The organism is Methanolobus vulcani (assembly GCF_900100715.1).
Lineage (GTDB): Archaea > Halobacteriota > Methanosarcinia > Methanosarcinales > Methanosarcinaceae > Methanolobus > Methanolobus vulcani.
Genome location: NZ_FNCA01000002.1, coordinates 225,941 through 246,360, shown reverse-complemented (window position 1 = coordinate 246,360; position 20,420 = coordinate 225,941). Strand labels below are relative to the sequence as shown.

The following is a 20,420-nucleotide window of genomic DNA, read 5'->3' as shown; positions in this document are numbered from 1 at the left end:
GTTATTCCCCCTTGTATTCCATGAAACCGTCAAGGTTTCTCAGGACTCCCATGTGATGCTTTCTTGCAACTCTGGTCTCACCTGTACAGAGAGAGCATATTGCAAGTGGAGGATTGTAACGCAGAAGCATATTATCAACAGCATCAGGACCGGAGCGGATAAGTTCTGCAAGTTCAAAAGCACCTTTACCTGTCAGTCCGTTGGCTTCAACAATGTTACAGCCTGGATTTACCTCAAGTACACGTTCCCTGAATACCTCACGCTCTGCCTGGGAGACAAGGTCACCTTTTGTCATGACAACTATATCGGCAGTTGTGAGTAGTGGTCCAACCTTTAGTGGAGTGTTAGGTCCTGTTGTAACGTCAATAACACAGACTGCGAGACATTCGTCAGGATATGGAGCACAGCGCAGGCAAAGTCCGGCCGTTTCACTCAGCAGGACATCGGCACCTTCATCCTCTGCCCACCTGAGCATTTCCTCGGTATTGTAAATAGTAAAATGATCAGGACACATGTCCTTGGCAAGTCCCACATGTACAGGAATGTCCAGCCTCTTGAAACGCTGGTCATCATCGGTCCAGAGACAGTCTACCTTAACAACTGCAGGACGTTTCTCATTTCTCATGAGAGCTTTTATGGTGTGTAAAAGAACAGAGGTCTTTCCTGAACCTGGTGTACCTGCAACTACTACCAGCTTCATGCAACCTGCTCCACAATATCGCCACGCCTGATGGTTTCCCTCAGGGACATGAGCCAGTTGTCAACTTCACTTATCTTGCAGCAGACATTCTGCTCTTCCTGGCTTGTGGTGATTATGTCAACCATACCACCATTCCTGATGACAATCCTGCGTGAGGACATAAGAGCAAGTACCGGGTCATGTGTGACAACAACAACGATCTTTCCTTCACCTGCAAGTAACTGGAGAGCTTCCTGCTTCTTGATACCTGCATTTTCAACTTCATCAATGAGAACCACAGGAGAGTCGCTTATTACTGCAATATCCGCAGTCATAAGTGACCGGGACTGACCACCGCTGAGAGCTGTGAGGTGGTGGTGTGGAGCAATTGGCTCTCCTGTGAGTGTGTTTGCAAGCTCAATAACTCTTGAGACAAGACTTTCATCCTTACCCCTGCTGCGTGCATGCATCTGCAGGAATTCCTCAACTGTCATGTCTGCAAGGAAATGCATATTCTGGGAAAGCTGAGCAACAAGTTTCTTTCGTGGGTCTACACGTATGTTTGCATCAGGTTTTTCTCCGTTAACAAGAATTGTCCTGCCGGTTGGAGTATCGCCCTGGGCAAGCTGTTCGATATCGTCGATAAGAGTGCTTTTCCCGGAGCCTGTGGGACCTACAATGCCCACAATCTCACCGCTGGAAATTTCTACTGATCTTATAGGCTCGTCAGCTCCTTCCTTGTTGACTCCGCCCAGTATAGTAAGATTTATTATTTCACTCATATTGCACACCAATCATCAAATTCCAAATACTCCTGCTACCTTTTTTACTACTTTGTCTTCAGCATCTTCATCTTTTGCTGACACTTCGAGTGAAACAGGTAATTGCTTTAATTCGTAATCTTGCATCAATCGTTTTTGTCCGCCACCGGTGATGTTCAGGACTATTTTTTCATCCGGTTTTACAGTTCCAGCTTCGATAGCCTGCACAAGTGTTGCAACTGCAACCGCAGCGGCCGGGTTAAGATCGATTCCCTCTGACTTCTCAAAGAGTTTCTGGGCAGCGGATGCTTCTTCATTAGTTACAGCGTAAATGTCGCCTCCACTTGCTTCAAGCACATCCTTAACACCGCCTTTCAGAGCATAAGGTGGCTTCCTGTTGAATAAAACGTCATCATACATCCCGTCCGGACATGCAGCATCTACCGCATCAACACCTTTCCATAGTGAATACAAAGGTGCACATGGCAGACTCTGGCCTAAATGGAGCTTTGGAAGTGTTTCTCCAAACCTGCCGTCATCAAGTAATTTCAGAGATGCTTCCCATGCTGAGATTCCGCCAGTTCCGCTTCCTACAGCCTGGAAATAGTGGTCCGGGACCTTGCCTGAGGTCAGTACTGCATCAAGCATAACGGTACCCATACCATCACGCCTTGCTACGTTCTTGGCACCGCCTTCATTAACAAATCCATCCCTGGCAGCAATCTTACCTGCAAGGGAAATTGCATCAAAATAATCACCTTCAACTGTTACAAGACAAATTGAATGATTGTCATCACGTATAGTCCATAATCTGTGAACACTTTCCTTAGGAACTACAAGGAGAAGTGGCTGTCCTGTTATGCTGCAAACATTGGCAAATGCCCTTGCAGTGTTGCCTGCGGATGCCACCACCATTATTCTCTGTTCATCCTGTTCCTTAAGCCTCTGCATTGTCGGGAAAGATTCAAGATCCTTGAAAGTGCAGGTCATAAGATCTGCTCCTTTTTCCGGCCAGTAGCCATTAAAGGCAATCCACAGGTCATCAAGTTCTAGTTCGGAAGCTAAAGCCTCGCTTTTATAAGTTACAGTTTTGCCGGAGCCTTCCTCAATAATACCGTCAACAGGAAGCCAGTTATAAAATTTCCAGATACCTGGCATGTCAGTTGGAATTAACTGTTTTTCTGTGTAATATGCACGAAGAAGAGATTCGTCCCCGTTTTTACAATTCAATGAGTACGGGTCGTGGACTTCGCCACACAGCAGGCATTTTACATTATATTTGTCCATATAACGAATGAGGAAAAAGCTGTTATAAAAGTTACCCTAAAACCAGATAGATTTTCCTAAAATGGAAGATATCAAAAAAAACTACGTACAAAACGGACACTAATATTGCAGTTCCTTACAAAAACTTGAGGAACTCAGCCTCAAGTTTTCAATTCAGGACTTATTTTCCAGAATTTCATGGTAAATCTCTTTACCTGCAAAATTGCCCATCATATAGAAATTGCTGACTTCCGGTCCAAGACCATCCATTATATGAGTTATTGAATCAAAGCTTTTGGATAACTTCTCTGCCTGCCCTTCAGTAATCGATTTACCTTTTTCATGGTCAAAATAATCCTTAAGAAGACCATCGATAACTCCTTTGAAGTGCCAGTCCTGAGGTGATGAAGGAGTGATAGTAATTGAAGTCTTATAGATTTTAAGCACATCACCATGTCTTCCAAGTCCTATAAGAGCTATCAGTTTCCCGGAAAGAGATTCCAGGGATTTAGGGCTGCTTTCCAGTAATCCATCGTAGATCAAAAGAGCGTCCTCAAACTTTGAACTCTTGTTTAAGAGCATACCATGATGGTTCTTTACCTGTGTATCTTCAGGATATTTATCCATAGCCTCTGTAAGATAAGAGAGAGCTTCTTCATTAAGATCTACCATCTCAAAGATCATGGATGTCTGAAGTAGTCTTTCCTTTTCATCCTCTATCTGCATAAGGAAAGCTTCTGCAAAACCAACTCCGCGTTCGGTCATTTCAAGTCCACGATAGGTAGCAACTATCTGGAGGAGATATTCCATGCTTGGCGTTTCATGGAAACTTTCTTTCAGACTTTGCAGGTTATCCTTCATTACAGCTTTCATGTCAACTTCGCTTTTATCTTCCATGCTAAATAATATAGAACAATCTATTTTAAAAACTTACGAACAACTTCCAATCATGACGTTTTGACAAACGATAAAGTCATTGTAAAAAAGAAAGTCCGAATTATTGTGAACAATTATTGAGATGAGTATAAAGATAATCTGTTAATGAGGCATGATCCTCCAACACAATATCCGCCTGTGAAAGTTTATCCGGGGAAACATACGTGGGCACACCCACACAATAAAGACCTGCCCTCTTTGCGGATTCAACTCCCATGGGAGCATTTTCCACCACAAGACATTCTTCTTTTTCAATATCAAGAAGCTCAACAGCCTTAAGATACGGTTCAGGATATGGTTTTCCATAATGCACATCCTCACCGGAAACGATCACATCAAAAATACCAGGGAAGAACTGGTCCATAAAGGATTCAACAGTCACACGCTCAGAACCTGTAACCACCGCAAGTCTGAAATTATTTTTCATTGCCTTAAGGCAATCTGCCATTCCATTGAATGGTTTGACATCGGCAATACTGGTGAATATTTCCACTTTCCTCTGTAAAATTGTATCATATCGATCAGGATCGATGTTTCCACCTGCTTTCTCAAAAAGCCATTGTAAACCCAGTCTGTGATTGGCGCCTTCAATTTCATATATGTCTTCGGATGTAACATTGGCACCTACTTCACGGGAGACCTGCATCCACGCCTCGGCATGATAGGGCATGGAATCCACAAGCACGCCATCCATATCAAAAATAAGGGAACTGAGCATGGGCCCTAATTGGCTTTATCCACAATAAAGTTTGTGTGATAAGCTCAGACATGGGTCATGCATTTGCAGTCGTATTATCCAGACTGCCTGCAGTATCTGAATACCATCTGGATGGCAGTTCGTAATCCAGGGTATCACTATATGACGTTGGCAGGAAGAACTTAGTACCTCTGTCATCAAGGGCTGCTGTAAAGCCAGGATCTATTGCCTCCAGTTTTGCTTTGGTTTCGTCGGCAGACACTGATTTACCGACACGATAGAGAGCAAACTGTTTATTATAAAGTGCTGATGCTGAGTTTGGATCAATTGCCAGTATCTTGTCATAACATTCCACTGCAGCATCTACCTCGCCCATTATGTTCAGTATAAAGCCCTTGTTATACCATGCAGTAATGCATAAAGGATCAATTTCCAGAGCTTTATCATAATAATAGACAGAACCCTTGTAGCTACTTCTCATATAAGATAGCATACCCAGATGATACCATGCAGATGCACTCGCCGGGTCTTCTGCTGCTGCCGCTTCAAAGCAGGATGTAGCACCATCAAGATCACCCATCAGATAATAAGTGAAACCTTTGCTGTTCAGTGCTCTCACATTGGTAGGCTCAAGTTCCAGTATTGCATCGTAAGTTTCAATTGCTTCATCATATCTTTCAAGGATGGTATATGTGGAAGCTTTTCCAAAGAGTGTGATTGAATCAGCCGGTGTTACCTCAAGTATCCTGCCATAATATCCCAGCGCAGCATCATATTCTCCAAGACCCACAGCTGAATTGCTTTGCATTTTAAGCACGGATACGTTGGTCGGATCATACATCAGTACACGGTTGAAAGAATCTATAGATTTGTCATAGAGTCCAAGTTTGTATGCAGCTGAACCTGCCTTGTACCAGACATCTGTATTCTGGGCATCATTTTTGAGGATAGTCTCATAGGATTTTAGAGATTCAGTGTACATTCCCAGATTATCATAAGCCATTGCCTCATAATAAAGAGCAGCAAGGTTACCAGGATTTAGCAGAAGCACCTTGGAGAAGGATTCCACAGCTAACTGGTTGTCACCATTGTTAAAGTGAGAAAGACCTTTACTGTACCATGCAGCCTTGTCAGACGGATCAAGCAACACTGCCTGCTCATAACATGTGATGGCATTTGAATACTTACCCAGTTGTTCGTAAGAAGATGCAAGACTGACCCATGCTTCAGAAGAAGATGGATCTAAAAGTAAAGCTGTAGTGTATGATTCTACTGCCTGGTTGTTCAGGGATAAACTTTCAAGAGTTAAACCTCTGGAAACCCACACATTATCATACGTAACTACATCACCCAATATCTCAGCATTATTTAAACTGGTAGAGTAAGAGCCTTCAAACGGATTTGATGAATACCATATAAAGATGTCAGAACTAAAAATATCATCGTCCATGACACCAAAAACCGTTGAAGGAGCAACATAACAGGAAGAACTCCTATTTGCACTTTCAAGGATATCCCTGTTCACTTCTAGCTGGAATTTTGCCACAGCGTGAGTTGGATCGATCTGCAGTATCTGTTCATAACAGCCGACTGCTTCTTCATATTCGCCAATCTTATTCAATGCATTTCCTTTTCTGAGCAATGCATCAATGGAAGCAGGCTGCAGTTCAAGAACCTTTGAATAGACGTCTACAGATTCATCATACTTTTCCAGATTATCAAGGTCAAGAGCTTTGTTGTAGTAGGCAGCTGTGAAGTTAGGTTCCAGTTGAATGGCCTTAGTGTAAGCCCTTTGAGCAGAACTATATTCACCTAAACGATCATAATCCAGTGCAAGATCATAGTATATCCTTGGGCATGAGTTGTCTACTTTAACTGATTTTTCATATGAACTTGCAGCTTCCTCATACATTCCGAGCTTCTCATAAGAAACTGCCATATGATACCATAATAGAGGATGATCGGATTCAGTTGCAGCCGCATTACCTAATGCTTCAATTGCACTTTCATAGTTGCCCATCTTGTAGAAAGCAAGACCCTTGTTGTACCATATAAGTGCGGAACTGGATTTGATATCCGGTGTTTCTGAATAGCAGTCTGATACTTCCACAGGCATTCCAAAAAGCCCGGCTCCTGCACCATAAGTACCTGAAGCCTTGTTATCAGTACCTACCAGAAGTGCCTTATCATATGCATCAATGGCTTCCTGATATCTTCCCAGTATGTCGAGAACATCACCTTTTCGGGTCCATACCTCACCATTTTCAGGTTCATACACAAGCACCTGATTGTAAGCTTTAAGTGCAGATCCATAGTCTCCAAGCTCTTCATAGGTAGTTCCCATCTTGTACCAGATATCAACAGCATATGGATCCAGTGCCAGGTAAGCATTGTATTGTACTACCGCAAGATCGGGCTGACCCATTTTGTCAAGGTCAACGGCTTTGTTATAGATAGCATTGATGTTTTCAGAATCGTAATAGATAGCCTCATCATAAGCAGAGACTGCTGCCTGGTAATCATCCAGTCCATCATATGCCAGTCCTTTTCCATACCAGTACTTTGAGTTATCAGGTTCTATCTCAAGTGCCCTGTTATAATAATCGATCGAGTCGTTGTACTTGTTCAGTTCATAAAGACTGGCTGCGGTCATTGAAAATTCAGAAGATTGAGACTCTGCAAGATCAATAACCTGATCATAATAGTACATAGATTCGTTATATCTTCCAAGAGCTTCAAGAGAAACTGCTTTTTGGTACCAGACACTTGGCAACCTTGGGTCAAATGATATTTCAGGAGTTTCACAGTCATTTGAAATATCAACCAGTGAAAAGATACCAATGTCAAAGACATTTTCATAATCGAATGTGCTTTCATTGACAATCAGCACAAGTGATCTGTTGTAATATTCAATGGCTTCTTCATCCTGACCCTGACTGGAAAGGACCATACCTTTTTTGAAAAGGGCTGCAGGTGAATCAGGATAAATGGAAAGTATACGGTCAAATATTTTTGAGGCGTCATTGTAATCACCCATCAGGTAAAGTGTAGAGCCCTTGTTATCAAGTGCCTGAATGTAATCAGGTTCTGCCTCAAGTGCTTTATTATAATAATTAATCGCTTCATTATAAGATCCGTTCTCAGTCATCGAAACTGCAATTGAGTTGAAATCCCTGGCCTCCTGACCCAGACTGTCAGCTAAAGGACAAAAAAAGATCAAAGCCAACAGGAGTATTATGCTGAGGACAGAGTTTTTAGAGACCATAACATTACCTGACTAATCAAAAATTGTGCTAATAATTGTAATCTGATATAGTAATTGAAAGTATTTACATATATCTAATTTGAATTGTAGATAGTAATTGATTATTATTGTACCGGACATATATTAATATAATGGAATGGAGATTGAACATTGACAGGATTTAGAACTTTAAATAAGGCAGGACAGGCGCAAAAAGAGGTCAAAAATTCCATATTTATTGCCAATGCCATTCCAGTAGACAATGAGGAAGAGGCAAGATCATTTGTTTCTACCATCAAAGAGCGTCACCAAGATGCAAACCACAATGTTTCAGCATACCTTATAAACAGAGACAATGTGCTTGCAATGAAATATGATGATGACGGTGAGCCTGCCGGAAGTTCAGGAAAACCTGTATTTAAGATCCTTGAAATGAAGGAACTAAGCAACGTTGCAGTTGTTGTAACCCGGTATTTTGGAGGTATCAAGCTTGGATTCGGAGGACTTGCCAGAGCTTACAGAGAGGCGGCCATTGAAGCCATTGAAAATGCAGGTATCATTGAAGTTACTGAGAAGTCTGTTGTGAAAATCGAATCGGAGTATTCTGATATGGATACTGTTTCCAGGTTTGCACAACAGTACGGAACTATATTAAAAACAGATTACACAGAAGTTGTTTCTTTTACAGTGGAAGTAGATTCGGATTCCAGGGATGCTTTTCAGGAAAAGCTTATTAACATAACCCGGAACAGGGTTACTATTATATAGATACTTCCACCTAAAAAGCAGGGTCAATAAAATCATTACATATTATTTTTCCTGGAAAAATAAAATAGGAACATTCACTTGTTTACTTTATCATCATCAAATAAACAGAGAGCAACATGTCCAAAAGAGCAAGAGATATGGCATACAGGCACTTCAACAAAGGAGTAAGCCTTATTGAGAAGGGACAGCATGAAAATGCACTGGAGATTTTAAAACAGGCAGCTGAACAGGCAAAGGATGCTGATTCACCGCAGATTGAGGTCGCAGTGTTGCAGACATATGCAGACCTGTTATTCTCACAGGGTAAAAAGGAGGAAGCACTTAAAGGATACATCAAAGCTGCGGGTATTGTTGAAAGTGAACCAGATTACCTTTTGCCTGAACAGAGAGCTAACATGTTCAGTAATATGGCGCTTGCACTTGAAAATACGGGAAGGAAATTAGAAGCAGGAGACAGGTATACTATTGCTGCGCAGAACTACCGGGACCTTGTACAGAAAGATCCTTCTAACCAGTCACATATCGCCAACATGGTTTCAACCCTGAATAACATGGGTGCTCTTTTTGCTGAAACAGGGAAATATGACAGGGCATTTGATGCTTTTGAAGAGGCTCTTGGACTTCAGGAAGGAATGGATGAGGAAACTCCGGATGAAAGCAGCACTCTACAGAAGAAAAAGACCATCCGTGAGAACCTGCTGAACATTCCTCTGGAAAATGCATCCGAAATGGAGAAAGAAAAATACGAAAAACTGCTGCAGTTGTATATGGAAGAAGCAGAAAAAGAAGGAGAAAATTCCCTGAAAGTTGCTGCTATACTGCAAAACAGCGCCCATGTGCTTGAAAAGGAAGGCCAGAAGGATGATGCATTCTCTAAACTTGAAGAGGCACTTAGAATTGCTTCTACATTCATCGACAATGAAAAAGATGAGGATGGCGGCAGGAAGATAAGTATTGGTATCCTGAGGGATATGAACAGGCTTCTGGAAGCGGAGGATGACAATCAGAAACTGATGGATAAATATGGACTAATACTTGATACATCAAGAAAAATACTTACCTCTGCGCCTGAAAATACTTCATACCAGCTAAATGTGGCTTTCTCACTAGACATCATCGGCAATCTCCTGAAAGATTCCGGTGATATAGAAGGTGCAATTAGAAACATAGAAGAATCAGTAGATATTGTTGTAAATATCCTTCAAAGCGAAGTTGATGACAATAATACAATCCATGCTGCAATAGCTATTATTGAAGACATGCTGGCTCTTGCGGAGCTTAAAGAAGAAAACGGATCAAAACTTGATTTATACAGACAACTTGGAGAAAAGATAGGAAAACTTGGTCAGGACAACCTTGAACTCGGACTCATCAGCGCAGATATGTGCAGAGAAACAGGACTGATACTTGCTGAAGAAAAACGTTATTCTGAAGCCCTTGAGAATTTCAAGAAAGCCTTATCCATATATGAGACCGTGAAGCATGCAACTGGAGATGATTCTAAGATGAATGAGGTTCTGAAGAACACAGCAAAGGCACAATTTGATCTTGGGCGCTATGATGAGGCTTTGATAAGTTATATGCAACTTATAAAGAGTGGAGAGACTGACAGAGAATTTGCGGACAAGGTGGACAGCATTCTTTTAGAGCTGGAAAGGAAAGCAGACCATACTGGTGATGTTGATCTTATCGGAAAGGAATATGACCGCATTCTTGAGATAAGAGCAGAACTGCTTGGTATTGTCCCTGATCAGGAAGGAAGGAACACAGGAAGAATAAAAGAGATACAGGGAAAGAAAGCAGATATAATGGTTGCAATGGGACATTTAATGGATGCACTGGAACTTTATGAGCAACTTCAGGAAAGTGAAGATTCCGGTAGGTACATTCCTAAGATCATAAAACTGCTTGAGAAGATGGAAATGTCTGCCTCAAAAGAGCAGATCAACAAAAAGCTTGAAACTTTGAAATTCTTACTCTCAAAATACAATGTCCTTGCAGAAAGACACCCTGACAACATCCAGATACTTGTTAACAAAGCATCTGTCATTGATGGTATTGCATATGCGCTTTCAGAAACAGGTGAGACAGAAGAATCCGGTTATATGTGTAACTATGCCCTTGAAGCATATTCAGAACTTGCTGCCATGGAACCTGAAAACATGTACCCCGTTGAAAGGATCGCAGCCCTCAATACCAGACTTGCAGAGATAGCAGTGGGCGCTGGAATTGCAAATGAGGCAGAAAAGAGATTCCTCACTTCCCTTGAAGCCTACAGAAATCTTATGGACGCTGATCCTTGCAATATTGAATATGAGCTTGACCACGCAGGTGTGCTTGACGGAATGGGTGCTTTTTTCCTGAATGCCGGAATGTATGGTGAAGCAAAGAAAAGCTATGAGAATGCACTGCGATCATACGCTGCTATTATGGATCAGAATCCTGAAAATAAGACATACAAATCCTATGTGACCATCACCCTTGAGAATCTGGGATACGTTCTTGAGCTTATGGGAAGAAAAGATGATGCAAACTGGATGTATGAAAGTGCAAGAAGAATAGAAGAGGGTGCTTAAGGCGTAGAGTAAATGAAATGACAATAACCCCGCATTCAGTTGAATGCTACTTTTTTACTCCCTGCCTTTGCTCATACTCCTGGTTGACAAATGGAATGTGGGTGCGTGCAACATTGAAGATATTGAGGGGAATATCTTCATCCCACATTCCTATGCAATCCAATTCGTTTTTTGGCGGGTTTGATGATGTCCATATCGTACCATTTTGGGACATTTCTCTATCACATGCCTGTGTTTTGGCTGTGACTACATAATCTACAATTATAACATACTATATAAATATATCTACACAATGATATCTAATAATCATCATAATGATGAGTATTTTTAATTAGTGCATGTAGAAAAACAAGTGATAACAGAAACTACAGATAAAATTCATATAAGATTGAAATCAAGAATATTATGTGAGTGGGAGAAACTACATAGGGATTATCGTATTTGCTTTTATCATCCTGGCACTTTCGTACATCAATTACTTCACAGTCCTTGCACCTAATTATGGTGACATCCTACTGAAACTCATACAAGCATCCTCCATAATAATGATTGCATACCTGTTGAATTCCTTCTTTGAAAATATCATAGGCAAACAGGTTCAGGATACAAAGAACAGATATACACTCCGCAAGGTAGTATCTGTTGTAATTACTCTGCTGGCTGTGGGAGCCATAATGATAGTTTTCCTTAAAGAGACAACTACATTGATCGTAGCCTACGGAATATTAAGTGCTGGTGTTGTCATTACATTACAGGATGTGTTCCGTAATTTTGCCGGAGGTATCATCATCCTGTTTTCCAGGACATTTCAGGCAGGAGACAGGATACAGGTAGGTGATTGTTACGGTGATGTTCTGGATATAAATTATTTCCATACAACCCTTATGGAGATCAGAGAGTGGGTTGATGGGGATCAATATACAGGAAGGATACTCACAATGCCCAACAGTTTTGTCCTTGATAGCACTGTGAAAAACTATACACGTGATTTTTCTTTTATATGGGACGAAGTAACAATAATATTGAGTCCCGAAAGCGACTGGAGAAAATCAAGAGATATAGCACTGCAGACTACAAACTCACTGATCAAGGATTATGTTGAACATTCAAAGAAAGAACTTGCAAGCATGGAACGAAAATACATGTTTACTTCATATGATGTTGATACGAAGATATTCTTGTTCATCGAGAGTGACAGGATAGAGATGCATCTGAGATATGTAGTGGATACAAAACAGAGAAGATATGTAAATGACCTCCTCAACCAGGGCTTACTTGATGCTTTTGCTACTGAACCAGGCATTGTTATTGGAAGTATATCCAGTATTGAGATTACTAAAATGCCATAAAACTAAAAATCGATTGATTCCTCATCATTTATTATTTATGATCTACCTGTGTCATTCAGGAACTTAAGCCATCTGCGTGCCTCAGCCACACGCTCCTTAGAAAAAATATCATGGTACTCTTTTTCCTTTTTCCTGATAGTCCCCTCCTCTATTTCCCTGAGGTCCATAATGGCTCTCAAAATTCCTCCGGTCTCGTTGAAAAGAGCTTTTGCCTCTTCTTTTGTGAGACTTTCTGTTTTGAGCTTTGTTTCGTCTTCCTGCTCTTTTTCCCGGAGATACCTTATATACTCATCAATATGTTTTCTGTCTTCATCGGTAATATTGTTCTTGTTTATCAGTTGCCATACACGTTCGTGTAACTTACATTTTTTACCTTCAATGTCAACAGAATACGGAATTTCTTCACCTACCCAGAAAAGTCTGGAATGCAAAGCTGTAAGAAGTTGTTTTCTTTCCACTTCTGACAACGTATCATCCTTTTCTGACATATTGATATCTCCACTGATCCATTCTGGCGATGCTGCAAATCTTGTATCTGCCATATAATCTACTTTCATCTGACAAAGATAGAACCCAAAGTATCTTTAAATAAAAATAAGTTTTGTTATACATATAATTACGGACAAACAAGGTAGCGGGATAAAATGGATAGTACAACTCCTGATGAACTATCAGCAGATACTGATGCTGATCAGCACGCCCATTATGAGGAAATACAGAATAACAGAAATCTTTCATGGCTTAAGGTCTTCACCGGAGGATTGTTTCTCTATGTATTCGGAGTTTTTGCACTTGCTGCTACCCGCAATACCAATATATTCCCCACTGTTGTAATGCTTGGAAATTTCCTGGTACCCATTACCTATGTTGCCTTTTTCTACCAGAGAAGGCACCTTAGTAAACTGGACATGCCGACAACTGCATGGGCTTTTTTCTACGGAGGACTGCTGGGAGTACTGGCAGCCGCTACCCTTGAACCAATATTCCTGTCACAAAAATCGTTATTTTATTCCTTTGAAGTGGGACTTATAGAGGAGTTTGCAAAAATAATAGGAGTAATTATAATTGCCAAACGCTGCTTCCATGATTCTGAAATGGACGGACTTATCCTTGGAGCTGCTTCCGGAATGGGGTTTGCCGCGCTGGAAAGTACAGGATACACATTTACAGCATTCCTCAATAGTGGAGGAAGTCTTTCACAAACAGTGCTTATTACATTGGTAAGAGGAGTTATAGCACCAATCGGACATGGTACATGGACAGCAATACTTGTCAGTACGATGTTCAGGGAAAGTGGACCCCGTAAATTCCATATTAACCTCAAGGTTATTGGAGCATACATTACAGTAGCTGCCTTACATGGATTATGGAACGGATTACCTGATGTTCTATCATTGTTCCCTCTTACCTTATTCAATGTGTTCACTGGCCAGATATCTGTTGCTATCATAGGTTTTTATTTGCTATGGAGACACTATAGGGAGGCTAAAAGACTTCAAATTGAACGTCTTAAACAGGGAATCCAGCATTCTGGATGCTGGAAATAAGCTTCAATTAAAAATGAAAAGGCTGATTAAAAATGAGTACAGGGGAAAATATAGAATGGGACATTGATGTTTCAATATTAACTAACAGATTCATTCTCAATGAGCTACTGAGAGTACTTGGAATTGCCACACTGATCACAGCAGCTATTGTAACACTTATCATGCTTCCGTCAATCCTTAGTGGAAGCATGTATACCTCAAGCAGCAATGCCAGGGATGCAAAATATGCACTTATGTTGATAGGAATATTGTTCCTGTTTACAGCACTATTTATCATTGCATACTACGGCAACAAATACATGTTATCCTACAATCTTGACAGCAGATCAGTAAGTACCATCACCAGAGAAAACCAGAAAGCAAAGAACAGTAAAATCAATTTTTTGCTTATATTTGCAGGATTGCTTACAGGAAATCCAACCGCTGCTGGTACAGGATTCCTTGCAGCTTCACACCAGAACCAGGATATCAAATGGAAGAATGTTAAAAAAGCCATATTTTATCCAAAATCTAAAACAATTACTCTTAAGGCTGGATTTGCCGAAAAGAGCATTGTGTTCTGTACACCTGAAAATTACTATTCAGTGGAACAATTTATCAGAACCATGTGTAAAGATGATTGCAGAATAAAGGAAAAATAAGAAGAACTAATCATTCCCATACTCATTTTCTTCAAACATGGATTCTTCACTCAACATTTTTTCCCATGCATCATATATGTGCATGGTCTGCATTCCAAGTTCCTGTGGAGGATCAATGTCATTTTCAGGGGTGTCACCAATAGATATTACCTCACTAGCCTCTAACCCCAGAAGATCCAGAGCTTCCTCAAAGAGACGTTTGTCAGGTTTCTTATAACCAAGGTCCGAGGAGAAAATAATATGGTCAAAATACTGATAAAAACCCAGAAAACGCAGTTCTGGTTCTGAAAATACGCGCTGTCCGTTGGAAACTATACATTTTGGAAGATCCTGGTATTTCTCCAGCAGCCTCATACTTTGTGGATATGCCTCTAGCTTGCGTAACGAAGCTGACCTGAAAAGAAGAGAACTTGCCACACCAAGCTCTACCGCATCAATATCCCATATGGAAAAATCCCTGCATATCGATTCAAAGACATCTTCCACTTTGATCTCGGGGTAAGTTTCAGCTGTACTTACCGCCATGGATACCGCCCTGCTTTTATATTCATCCATTAACTGGGAAGCATCGATGACCACACCATGATACTTTAGCCATTTGCTTAGTGAATCATACGTATAGAAACTGCTTTCATCTGTGCTGATATCGATCAATGTGTGGTAACAGTCAAATATCATTCCCTTTACCTGTAAGCTTTCAGACATTCCATAGCCTCCTTTAAAAGATAGTTGTAATGGGGATAACGGCGGTGCAATCTTGCAGACCTCAGCAGACCCAGACTCATGAAGAAAGGAAGAGTTCGTGACACATAATGAAAATCCTCTTCACTCCTGCTATAATGCCAGAGAAAATGCCCGATATAAGGCTCTGCATTATTTCCCGATCCTTTATTAAACTCAAAATAATTTTTTAGTTCCGAGCACATTATTCCCAGATCCCTTACAGCATTGCCGTTCTCCCAGGAACTTTCAAAATCCAGAGCATAAGGTACTCCATGCCTGAATATATAATTGCATGGTGTTGCATCTCTGTGTACCATGCACCCGGAATATCGATCTATAAGTGAGCTATTCCACCATTTTCCCAGCAGTTCATTGAAACGCTGTCTTGTAGAATGGTTCAGATGAAGCTGGTCAAGCACATGATGAAAATTTGCAAATTCACGCTCCTTGTTATAATACCCATCAGTATTGTCATGGAGCCTGCGAAGCATATGTGCAACCGATGTCAAACGGTCGTAAAGATGCCTTTCACTTTCCATATAGGTGAAAAGGGACTTGCCTGAAATGTATTCTGTCACGAGAACATAATTCATATCGCTATTCATGACTATCGGCCTTGCAACATTAATGAATTGTTCCGCTCTTTTGAGATTATTGAATTCATTTGTCATTGCCTCATAGGCATTGTACCTTTTCATCTTACCACAGGGTTCACCAAAGAATTTCGCTATCACACTATAGTGCTCATCCCGGAACTTATATCTGCAAACAGTATGCGAGGATGGTGAATACTTGAACACGTCAACAGCACAGTTCTTGTTATGTATCCTGTCACCAAGTATCCAGACGAGCCAGTCTCTGAAACAATCTCCCGGATAAAGAGTATTTACGTAATTTTTCAAAAATTCATGTCCCCACAAATTGAGTAATATATACTCTATTAACTTCTATATAGGACTATATGTATCCTTATCAAAAGATAAACGTACGACATGAACTTTTGCAATGATCTAAAGCATGACCTCACTCGCAATTATATATTTCCTATGACTGTTTTCGGATACTAATTGCCTGTTCCGGTGCTATCACAGATAGCCAAACCCTTCAACACATTCCTTCAACATGGTGAAGCGATCTACAAGGCCTACTATCTTTTTGTCATTGGTCACACAGATACGACCCACATCATGATGATTCAGTGCTTCGATGGCTTTTGATATGGTGGTCTCCGGGCTGATGGAATAAAGCGGGGTGGACATCAGACGCTCCACTTTTGGAGAATCTCCTGAGCCAGTGCTGTGCATGTCACCGGAACGGTCCCTTATCCTGGCAAAACCGGCTTTTATAATGTCGCTGCGTGTTATAATGCCCATTGCCTCATCCTCATGGGATATCACCGGTATTCCAGAGAAATCCCATTCAAGCATGTTACCCCATATCTTTGCAATGCTGTCATCAGGATAAGCTGTCAGAACCCTGGTATTCATAATACAGGATATTGTTTTTGGTTCCATTTTTGATATGTGGGCATTCCTCAGTATGTCCTTATCACTTATTATACCCACAATGGTTCTGTCAGTTGAGGATCTTACAACTGCACAGCGGTGCTGCCTTGCCTGAAGAAGAAGTTTTGCAGCTTCGCGCACGTCAGTTTCAGGAGTTATAAGAGGGGTCTCACGTATGTAGCCTCTTACCGTTACATCTGATTTGTTCGACTTTATCCTCAATATATCCTGATCATCGAGCATTCCAAGTACAGAACCATTATCGTTCAGTACCGGAAGTCCATGCAGATGATTATCACGCAGTACCTGCCTGGCATGTGTCATGAGATCACTCTCTTTCACACAGACCAGATCTGTGGTCATTATGTCACCGACTTTCATTGATTCACTCCCTGAATGTGAACCTTTCTTATGCTGAACTGTGGCTTCCCCTGCCGCACAGACAGCCATTCACTCCATTATATAATATGCTTCACAACTATTTGAAACTAAAGAATGCGCACTCACTATATGTATGAAAGAAAAATTACTGTTATCCGTTAACTATTAACCAAAAGGAAACAAAGCTGGGTTATGAATTATTTAATTCTTATGATAATTATCCTTGTAATACTCCTTGCAGGACTTGTAATGTCGTATTTTGCTTTAAAGCTCAAAAAGGAAGAATACAAACGTACAGGGAAATATCCAAGAGGGCACTACATGGGTCAGGGCCTTGCAATTGGTATTGCAATAGGTATTCCAATTGCATTTATCCTGAACAATATATTCTACGGATATATGGCAGGTCTTGTTATTGGAACAATTTTGGGAACCCGCAATGAGAAGAAGCACGAAAATGAATTAAGACCTCTTACGCCAAAGGAAAGAGAACTCAGAAAGAAGATGGTCCTTATTTTCGGAGCATTGTTCATACTTGGAATTATTATGTTTGTAGCAATGGTGCGCTTTGGCATCTAAAGAGCAACTGCACCAAATACTTTTTTTATTTTATTGGATCCATTCCCTTGTATTCATGAAGCATTTTTACGTAAACTGCCGCATTCTCTTTTATTCCAATAATCTCTTTTTCTGAAAGATGCCTGACAACCTTTGCAGGAACTCCCATGACCATGCTCCCGGCAGGAATTTTCTTCCCCGGTGGTACAAGTGCATTTGCACCGATGATACAGTTCTCTCCTATCTCTGCACCGTCCAGAACTGTTGAGTTCATCCCTATTAAAACATTATTGCCGATCTTACATCCATGGACCACTGCACAGTGACCAATGATAACGTTGTCACCTATGTCTACACGAGATGTATCAGAAATGTGTATCACAACGTTGTCCTGAACGTTTGTACGTTTGCCTATGCGAATAGGATTTGCATCACCACGAATTACCGCACCGAACCACACGCTTGACTCTTCTCCCAGAACTACATCACCTATCACCGTTGCATTGTCAGCTACAAAAGCAGAATCTGAGATTTCAGGACTTGAAGATCTGAATTTAAGGATCATATAAATCACGTTTTGGAAAAGAGATTATCAAAAATTATTTGTTAAATCATTTTTGTGTATCAGAGTTTTGAGAATCTTCCTTGTTCTTACTGCTTTCCTCTTCCTTTTCTCTAAAATCAATTACCAGATGATTGCATCGTCCGCTTTTTGCTCCACATATCTTACAATATCTTGCCATATGATTCTCCTCCTAAGTAATTAGGTCTTGTAAGTAAAATAAAGCTGTGGGTGTTTTTAGGAAAGACTATTCCAATAAACAGAAGAATAAAATCACATAATCATCTCAGTAAAGATCAGTTCTTAAATCCTGCAAAATAGAACCTTTTTGTTTGATCTCTTTTGCTTTATCAAGATCAATTTCCCCGATGAGAACGGTTTCCTCGCTTCCGGCTTCCTTCAGGATACGGCCCCAGCCATCTGCGATCAAAGAACCACCTGGGTAAATTGTACGCTTTCTTTTTCCAACCCTGTTGCAGGCAACATGTGGTAGTTGATTTTCAATTGCTCTTGAAATTGACATGATGTGCCAGGGATGAGCGTAAAAATCCGGGATCTCGGCTGATGATACAAATATATCTGCGCCTTCAACTGCCAGTTTTCTTGCAATTTCCGGGTAGCGAAGTTCGTTACATACGATAAGACCGACCGAAAGGTCGTGCTTTTTCAGTTTAACAGGAACTATGCTGGCTCCTGATGTAAAATATTCTTTTTCCGGTCCGTAAAGCTGGACCTTGCGGTGTGAACCTGCCAGTTTTCCTGACTCGATACAGAAACCCAGATTATATTGAGATGGAGATTGATCTTTTTCGTTTGTTGTATCCTTTTCTCTTCGTTCTATCATTGAACCTGCAAGGATACAGCCATGTTCCTTTGAAAAGTCACAGAGTGCATCAATTGTCGGACCCGGAACATCTTCTGCAACCTGTTCTATTTTATCATAACAGAATCCGGTGGAGAACACTTCAGGGAAAACAAGCAATTCTGCTTCTCTGGAAACTGCTTCTTCTGCCATTTTAAGAGCATGCTGAAGATTATCATGTTTTAAGCAGACTGAGACATTCATCTGGATGCAGGCAACTTTCACTGTTTTCACTCACCTTGAGATTGAGTATAAGGGGATTTCGAGTAATAAAGATAACCTGTATCAATATCCGGTTTTGTAATTTGGGATGAAAATTGATTTTTCAAAAGGAAGCATGAAGTGAGGCAGTAAATTTGCTTTGGAAATATCAGAGAAGGTATTTTCTGAACGATTCAACTGACTTCAGTAATCACATTTTTCTCTAAGATCTCCTCCATCATCTCGATCTGAATTTCCTGAATTTCCATGAATCTCTTGAATTGATACATCAGGAGATGATCCATTTTTTCATGCAGGGTGCGGATTTCCAGCTCTGATTTCAGATTTACGCGATAATCATATTCTGCCTGAAGGCGATCCTTTGCTTCCTGTCGGTTCTGGCTCATGAGAATAAAAGGCGCCTGTATCGCAGCAAGACAGGAGAGCATCAGGTTCAGAAGAATGTAAGGATATGGGTCAAAAGGTTTTGAGATCAACAGGAATGTGTTTATAGCGATCCAGAATAATGTCAGTAAGGTAAACGAGCAGATAAAGAACCAGCTTCCTGCAAAATCTGCAAGCCTGTCCGACAGCCTTTCCCCAAATGTCAGTTTCCGGTCAAATTCGAGATTGATGTTCTTTGAAAGAAAATCCTGCTCCCTGAGACTTTGAACAACCTCCTCTTCCAACTTAGAAAGTTCACCTCTTTCTGTTTCAAGAAGATCATTTATGTAGACCTGCCTGAAACGGTTAAGATCAGATATACAAATATGGCCTGTGGATGAACATTCGGGGTGTTCTTTTAGAATTATATCCATAACTGACTTGCTTACTAGTTCCAGAGGAACTACCTCTGACATCTTTTTAGATTGACCGCATATCTCACAAGTTATCATTTTCTGCTTCATCTGACCACTCCACCCACTTTCTTGATCAGCAGCTTTTTTATCACTGAATATATTTCAAAACTTCCTTTGGTTCTATGAATGAATACTTAAAAACCATTATCCGTTAAACAAAAATACCAATGCGGCTGCCGGGATTCGAACTCGGGTTCAAAGCTTGGGAAGCTTCGGTCATGACCGCTAGACTACAGCCGCACGTTAAAAAGATTGATAAATAGTATTACGGCTGAGATTATAGATTTTGTGGCGGTGACAGAGG

The 20,420-nt window shown here is 40.8% G+C and carries 21 protein-coding genes and 1 tRNA gene; 6 read left to right on the top strand and 16 right to left on the bottom strand.

Annotated features, from left to right (window positions below):
* Window position 1 precedes the first annotated feature (1 nt).
* The 6 genes from BLP52_RS03800 to BLP52_RS03775 form a co-directional block, all read right to left on the bottom strand.
* A complete protein-coding gene (locus BLP52_RS03800) occupies window positions 2-700 on the bottom strand; it encodes a GTP-binding protein (protein ID WP_091708841.1) in 699 nt (232 codons plus the stop codon).
* A complete protein-coding gene (locus BLP52_RS03795; RefSeq protein WP_091708839.1) occupies window positions 697-1,461 on the bottom strand; it encodes an ATP-binding cassette domain-containing protein in 765 nt (254 codons plus the stop codon). Before BLP52_RS03795 ends, BLP52_RS03800 begins: the two co-directional genes overlap by 4 nt.
* Before the next feature lie 15 nt (window positions 1,462-1,476).
* Window positions 1,477-2,727 (bottom strand): cysteate synthase, encoded by a 1,251-nt coding sequence (locus BLP52_RS03790; RefSeq protein ID WP_091708838.1) that lies wholly within the window; start codon window positions 2,725-2,727, stop codon window positions 1,477-1,479.
* Between the two features lie 153 nt (window positions 2,728-2,880).
* Window positions 2,881-3,603 (bottom strand): tetratricopeptide repeat protein, encoded by a 723-nt coding sequence (locus BLP52_RS03785; protein ID WP_091708836.1) that lies wholly within the window; start codon window positions 3,601-3,603, stop codon window positions 2,881-2,883.
* Between the two features lie 100 nt (window positions 3,604-3,703).
* Entirely contained in the window at window positions 3,704-4,360 is a 657-nt protein-coding gene (locus BLP52_RS03780) for an HAD family hydrolase (protein ID WP_091708834.1), read from the bottom strand.
* Between the two features lie 55 nt (window positions 4,361-4,415).
* Window positions 4,416-7,604, bottom strand: a complete 3,189-nt coding sequence (locus BLP52_RS03775; RefSeq protein ID WP_091708832.1) for a tetratricopeptide repeat protein — start codon at window positions 7,602-7,604, stop codon at window positions 4,416-4,418.
* 150 nt (window positions 7,605-7,754) lie between these two features.
* Between BLP52_RS03775 and BLP52_RS03770 the strand changes: the two genes are divergently transcribed.
* Window positions 7,755-8,351 carry an IMPACT family protein gene (locus BLP52_RS03770; protein ID WP_091708830.1) on the top strand — a complete coding sequence of 199 codons (597 nt, stop codon included), beginning with the start codon at window positions 7,755-7,757 and terminating at the stop codon, window positions 8,349-8,351.
* A gap of 116 nt (window positions 8,352-8,467) precedes the next feature.
* A complete protein-coding gene (locus BLP52_RS03765) occupies window positions 8,468-10,927 on the top strand; it encodes a tetratricopeptide repeat protein (RefSeq protein ID WP_091708828.1) in 2,460 nt (819 codons plus the stop codon).
* A 46-nt stretch (window positions 10,928-10,973) separates the two neighbouring features.
* Here BLP52_RS03765 and BLP52_RS14290 read toward each other — a convergent pair whose 3' ends face one another.
* Window positions 10,974-11,141 (bottom strand): hypothetical protein, encoded by a 168-nt coding sequence (locus BLP52_RS14290; protein ID WP_154717785.1) that lies wholly within the window; start codon window positions 11,139-11,141, stop codon window positions 10,974-10,976.
* Between the two features lie 193 nt (window positions 11,142-11,334).
* Here BLP52_RS14290 and BLP52_RS03760 point away from each other — a divergent pair, with 193 nt between their 5' ends.
* The gene (locus tag BLP52_RS03760) at window positions 11,335-12,276 is read left to right on the top strand and encodes a mechanosensitive ion channel family protein (RefSeq protein ID WP_091708827.1); all 942 of its coding nucleotides are present in this window, start codon (window positions 11,335-11,337) and stop codon (window positions 12,274-12,276) included.
* A gap of 35 nt (window positions 12,277-12,311) precedes the next feature.
* Here BLP52_RS03760 and BLP52_RS03755 read toward each other — a convergent pair whose 3' ends face one another.
* Entirely contained in the window at window positions 12,312-12,818 is a 507-nt protein-coding gene (locus tag BLP52_RS03755; RefSeq protein WP_238380708.1) for a DUF5788 family protein, read from the bottom strand.
* 102 nt (window positions 12,819-12,920) lie between these two features.
* Here BLP52_RS03755 and BLP52_RS03750 point away from each other — a divergent pair, with 102 nt between their 5' ends.
* Complete coding sequence (locus BLP52_RS03750; RefSeq protein ID WP_091708825.1) at window positions 12,921-13,823, top strand: PrsW family intramembrane metalloprotease; 903 nt, start codon at window positions 12,921-12,923, stop codon at window positions 13,821-13,823.
* 32 nt (window positions 13,824-13,855) lie between these two features.
* Complete coding sequence (locus BLP52_RS03745) at window positions 13,856-14,464, top strand: hypothetical protein (RefSeq protein ID WP_091708823.1); 609 nt, start codon at window positions 13,856-13,858, stop codon at window positions 14,462-14,464.
* 6 nt (window positions 14,465-14,470) lie between these two features.
* Here the strand turns inward: BLP52_RS03745 and BLP52_RS03740 are convergent, their stop codons facing one another.
* The 3 genes from BLP52_RS03740 to BLP52_RS03730 all read right to left on the bottom strand — a co-directional run bounded on the left by BLP52_RS03740 (window position 14,471) and on the right by BLP52_RS03730 (window position 17,142).
* Window positions 14,471-15,169, bottom strand: a complete 699-nt coding sequence (locus tag BLP52_RS03740) for an HAD family hydrolase (RefSeq protein ID WP_091708822.1) — start codon at window positions 15,167-15,169, stop codon at window positions 14,471-14,473.
* A complete protein-coding gene (locus BLP52_RS03735; protein ID WP_091708820.1) occupies window positions 15,148-16,089 on the bottom strand; it encodes a phosphotransferase in 942 nt (313 codons plus the stop codon). Before BLP52_RS03735 ends, BLP52_RS03740 begins: the two co-directional genes overlap by 22 nt.
* Window positions 16,090-16,272: 183 nt before the next feature.
* On the bottom strand, window positions 16,273-17,142 hold the full coding sequence (locus BLP52_RS03730; RefSeq protein WP_238380707.1) for a CBS domain-containing protein: 870 nt from the start codon (window positions 17,140-17,142) through the stop codon (window positions 16,273-16,275).
* Window positions 17,143-17,265: 123 nt separating this feature from the next.
* Between BLP52_RS03730 and BLP52_RS03725 the strand changes: the two genes are divergently transcribed.
* Complete coding sequence (locus BLP52_RS03725) at window positions 17,266-17,652, top strand: hypothetical protein (RefSeq protein WP_154717784.1); 387 nt, start codon at window positions 17,266-17,268, stop codon at window positions 17,650-17,652.
* A 25-nt stretch (window positions 17,653-17,677) separates the two neighbouring features.
* Here the strand turns inward: BLP52_RS03725 and BLP52_RS03720 are convergent, their stop codons facing one another.
* From BLP52_RS03720 to BLP52_RS03705, 5 genes are all read right to left on the bottom strand, one after another.
* On the bottom strand, window positions 17,678-18,196 hold the full coding sequence (locus BLP52_RS03720; protein ID WP_091708817.1) for a gamma carbonic anhydrase family protein: 519 nt from the start codon (window positions 18,194-18,196) through the stop codon (window positions 17,678-17,680).
* Window positions 18,197-18,242: 46 nt separating this feature from the next.
* Entirely contained in the window at window positions 18,243-18,374 is a 132-nt protein-coding gene (locus tag BLP52_RS14765) for a hypothetical protein (RefSeq protein WP_274377633.1), read from the bottom strand.
* A 105-nt stretch (window positions 18,375-18,479) separates the two neighbouring features.
* Entirely contained in the window at window positions 18,480-19,280 is an 801-nt protein-coding gene (locus tag BLP52_RS03715; RefSeq protein WP_238380706.1) for a carbon-nitrogen hydrolase family protein, read from the bottom strand.
* 170 nt (window positions 19,281-19,450) lie between these two features.
* Window positions 19,451-20,164, bottom strand: coding sequence for a DUF1003 domain-containing protein (locus BLP52_RS03710; protein ID WP_091708815.1), 714 nt, complete (start codon window positions 20,162-20,164; stop codon window positions 19,451-19,453).
* Window positions 20,165-20,284: 120 nt separating this feature from the next.
* Window positions 20,285-20,356, bottom strand: a tRNA-Gly gene (locus BLP52_RS03705).
* Window positions 20,357-20,420 lie beyond the last annotated feature (64 nt).

Coding starts and splice junctions, on each gene's coding strand:
- BLP52_RS03800 (WP_091708841.1), bottom strand. CDS start 700: ATGAAGCTGGTAGTAGTTGCAGGTACACCAGGTTCAGGAAAGACCTCT.
- BLP52_RS03795 (WP_091708839.1), bottom strand. CDS start 1,461: ATGAGTGAAATAATAAATCTTACTATACTGGGCGGAGTCAACAAGGAA.
- BLP52_RS03790 (WP_091708838.1), bottom strand. CDS start 2,727: ATGGACAAATATAATGTAAAATGCCTGCTGTGTGGCGAAGTCCACGAC.
- BLP52_RS03785 (WP_091708836.1), bottom strand. CDS start 3,603: ATGGAAGATAAAAGCGAAGTTGACATGAAAGCTGTAATGAAGGATAAC.
- BLP52_RS03780 (WP_091708834.1), bottom strand. CDS start 4,360: ATGCTCAGTTCCCTTATTTTTGATATGGATGGCGTGCTTGTGGATTCC.
- BLP52_RS03775 (WP_091708832.1), bottom strand. CDS start 7,604: ATGGTCTCTAAAAACTCTGTCCTCAGCATAATACTCCTGTTGGCTTTG.
- BLP52_RS03765 (WP_091708828.1), top strand. CDS start 8,468: ATGTCCAAAAGAGCAAGAGATATGGCATACAGGCACTTCAACAAAGGA.
- BLP52_RS14290 (WP_154717785.1), bottom strand. CDS start 11,141: ATGTCCCAAAATGGTACGATATGGACATCATCAAACCCGCCAAAAAAC.
- BLP52_RS03755 (WP_238380708.1), bottom strand. CDS start 12,818: ATGGCAGATACAAGATTTGCAGCATCGCCAGAATGGATCAGTGGAGAT.
- BLP52_RS03750 (WP_091708825.1), top strand. CDS start 12,921: ATGGATAGTACAACTCCTGATGAACTATCAGCAGATACTGATGCTGAT.
- BLP52_RS03745 (WP_091708823.1), top strand. CDS start 13,856: ATGAGTACAGGGGAAAATATAGAATGGGACATTGATGTTTCAATATTA.
- BLP52_RS03740 (WP_091708822.1), bottom strand. CDS start 15,169: ATGTCTGAAAGCTTACAGGTAAAGGGAATGATATTTGACTGTTACCAC.
- BLP52_RS03730 (WP_238380707.1), bottom strand. CDS start 17,142: ATGGCTGTCTGTGCGGCAGGGGAAGCCACAGTTCAGCATAAGAAAGGT.
- BLP52_RS03725 (WP_154717784.1), top strand. CDS start 17,266: ATGAATTATTTAATTCTTATGATAATTATCCTTGTAATACTCCTTGCA.
- BLP52_RS03720 (WP_091708817.1), bottom strand. CDS start 18,196: ATGATCCTTAAATTCAGATCTTCAAGTCCTGAAATCTCAGATTCTGCT.
- BLP52_RS14765 (WP_274377633.1), bottom strand. CDS start 18,374: ATGGCAAGATATTGTAAGATATGTGGAGCAAAAAGCGGACGATGCAAT.
- BLP52_RS03710 (WP_091708815.1), bottom strand. CDS start 20,164: ATGAAGCAGAAAATGATAACTTGTGAGATATGCGGTCAATCTAAAAAG.